Source organism: Streptomyces sp. NPDC001890 (assembly GCF_042891445.1).
Lineage (GTDB): Bacteria > Actinomycetota > Actinomycetes > Streptomycetales > Streptomycetaceae > Streptomyces.
The window spans coordinates 1-2381 of record NZ_JBIATE010000081.1 but is presented as its reverse complement, the minus strand read 5'-3'; the positions used below and the strand labels follow the sequence as shown (position 1 = coordinate 2381).

General features: G+C 70.3%; 4 protein-coding genes. 1 reads left to right on the top strand and 3 read right to left on the bottom strand.

Annotation, left to right across the window (positions count from 1 at the left end; genetic code table 11):
• Nucleotides 1-10: 10 nt before the first annotated feature.
• The 3 genes from ACFYY1_RS43200 to ACFYY1_RS43190 form a co-directional block, all read right to left on the bottom strand.
• On the bottom strand, nt 11-235 hold the full coding sequence (locus ACFYY1_RS43200; protein WP_388595594.1) for a BTAD domain-containing putative transcriptional regulator: 225 nt from the start codon (nt 233-235) through the stop codon (nt 11-13).
• Nucleotides 235-636 carry a BTAD domain-containing putative transcriptional regulator gene (locus ACFYY1_RS43195; protein WP_388595592.1) on the bottom strand — a complete coding sequence of 134 codons (402 nt, stop codon included), beginning with the start codon at nt 634-636 and terminating at the stop codon, nt 235-237. Before ACFYY1_RS43195 ends, ACFYY1_RS43200 begins: the two co-directional genes overlap by 1 nt.
• A 375-nt stretch (nt 637-1011) precedes the next feature.
• Complete coding sequence (locus tag ACFYY1_RS43190) at nt 1012-1482, bottom strand: hypothetical protein (RefSeq protein ID WP_388595590.1); 471 nt, start codon at nt 1480-1482, stop codon at nt 1012-1014.
• Nucleotides 1483-1646: 164 nt separating this feature from the next.
• On the opposite strand from ACFYY1_RS43190, the gene ACFYY1_RS43185 reads away from it, so the two are divergent.
• Nucleotides 1647-2231: a GNAT family N-acetyltransferase gene (locus tag ACFYY1_RS43185; RefSeq protein WP_388595589.1), complete on the top strand. Its 585-nt coding sequence runs from the start codon at nt 1647-1649 to the stop codon at nt 2229-2231.
• Nucleotides 2232-2381 lie beyond the last annotated feature (150 nt).

The following is a 2381-nucleotide window of genomic DNA, read 5'->3' as shown; positions in this document are numbered from 1 at the left end:
CCCCGGATCATCAACCGCAACAGGAGGGGGAAGTCATGCCGGACCCGAAGGCCGGAGGCCCCGTTGCGGAGCCACGAAAACGGTAACGGGGGGGGGCGCCGCGCAGCATGCGCAGTTGCAGATCGCCCAATGGGGCGGACGGCTCGATGCTCAGCTCACCGGCCAGCAGCCGGTGCACTTCCCGGTAGGCGTCGAGCGCCTCCGCCTGCCGACCCGACCGGTACAGCGCCAGCATCAGCTGACCCCACAGCCCTCCCGAAGCGGGTGCTCACGCACCGACTGCCGCAGCTCCGGCACCAGCGCGGCGTACCGGCCGCAGGCCAGGTCGGCCTCGACGCGGGACTGAAGGATGTCGAGCCGCTGCTCGGCCAGCCGCGCGGCCTCCGCCTCCACCAGCTGCCCGGTCGGCACATCGGCGAGCGCGGGTCCGCGCCACAGCGCGAGCGCCTGGGCGAGCAGGCCCGCCGCCCGTTCCGCATCGCCGCCCGCGAGCGCCGAGCGGCCCGAATCGCCGAGCCGGGTGAAGGCGGCGGCGTCCACGTCGCCCTCGTCGGCCAGCACCATCTGGTAGCCGGGCGGCCGGGTGACCAGCAACCGGCCTTGACGGTCCCCGAGTTCACGGCGCAGCCGCAGCACGTACTGCTGACTGCTGAATCAGATTGGTGGCGGCCTTGGGCTCGCGCTCACCCCACAGCTCCGCCCCAGCCGGTCCGCCGGCACGGGGACATCGCGCTGCACCAGCAAGGTGGCGAGCAGTGTGCGGGGCTTGGCGGCGGAGATCCCCCGCCAGTGGGTGCCGTCGAACACTTCGAGCGGCCCGAGGATCCGAAAACGCATCGCACCCCCCGTGCCCTGGACCTGTGGCAGGTGATCCTGCCACCGGCGGGAGTACGTGACCAGCCCCTTTCCGATGCGTGGTCCGGCGAACGCCCCCCCGCACAGGCAGGTCGCGGAAGACATGGGCAGGGGCCCGGACGGCTGTCCGGGCCCCTGCCGTACGCGGAACGTCGCTCAGTCGCCGGTGTTGGTGGCCCAGACGGGCCGGTTCGCGCTGTCGTAGACGACGACGTTGCCGTCGTCCTGGACGGCGAGGTACCGGCCCTTGTGCCAGGTGCCGGCGGCCCAGAGCGGATCACCGGCCCGGTTGTAGACGACAAGGTTGCCGTCCTCCTGCATGACCAGGCGGTCGGCGTTGGGGTAGACGTTCGGGGCCTGCCAGACGGGACGGCCGTCCTTGTAGACGACGACGTTGCCGTCGCTCTGGACACGCAGGATGGTACGGCCGTTGCCGGAGGTCCAGGCCTGGTTCCTGAAGAGCGTGGCGGGCGGGTAGAAGTGGGCGTCGCCGCGCAGCGCGTGGGTCTGCGTGCTCCGGACGGCATGGCCGGTTCCCACGGCGTCAGCGGCGGGAACGGCGGCCAGGACGGGCAGGGCTGCGAGGGCGAGCGCGGGAAGGCCGCGTCGCACGAGGTTCTTGATCACAATCCCGGATTTAGGCAGCACGTATGTGCCCGCGCCAGCCCCGCTGCCACGAACCCACCCGGACGGCCCAGCGACTTCATTGCTGAAACGACACTGCTTACGCCGGACGCGCGGCGCCCGCACCTGTCGAGCCGGCCATGAAGGAGAGCTGGACAATGGAGCCCATGAACGCGTTGCCCATGCTGTCCGCCACCGAGATCATCACGGATCGCCTCCGGCTGCGAAAAGCGCACGACGCCGACATCGACGGCCTCATCGAGCTCCAGACCGATCCGCGGCTTCGTGCGCACCTCGGTGGCCCGCGGCCCCGCGGCGTCGTCGAGCAGTACTTCGACACGTATGGCATCGGTGCCATCGCGGACAGGCCCGGTACCTACGTCATCGCCGACAAGGAAACGGACCGGTTCATCGGGACACTCGCGCTCGACCGCCGCTCCGCCGACCTTCCCGGACACGTCACCGAGGAGGGCGGGGAGCTGGAGCTGAGCTACCTGCTCCGGCACGGCAGTTGGGGCGCGGGTCTGGCATTCGAGGCCGCCACGGCCGTGTTGCGCGCCGCCGCCGGCGAGCTGCCCGACCAGCCGGTCCTGGTGGTGACCCAGACGGCCAACGAGCGTTCCCTCAAGCTCGCCACCCGTCTCGGCTTCCAGCGCATGGGCACCTTCGAGGCGCATGACGCGGAGCAGACCCTTGCTGCGGTCGACCTGCACTCGTTCAAGGCCCGGTCTCCTCTGTCCGGCCCACGCTGAAAGCAGGAGCAGGAGCAGGAGCAGGAGCAGGAGCAGGAGCAGGAGCAGGAACCAGTAAGACCGTGTCCTATGTGGTGATCGCTCGTTGGGCTGTTCATGGGGCGGGATACGTGGAGTTGGATTGTTCCGGACGGGCTGTGGGAGATCGCG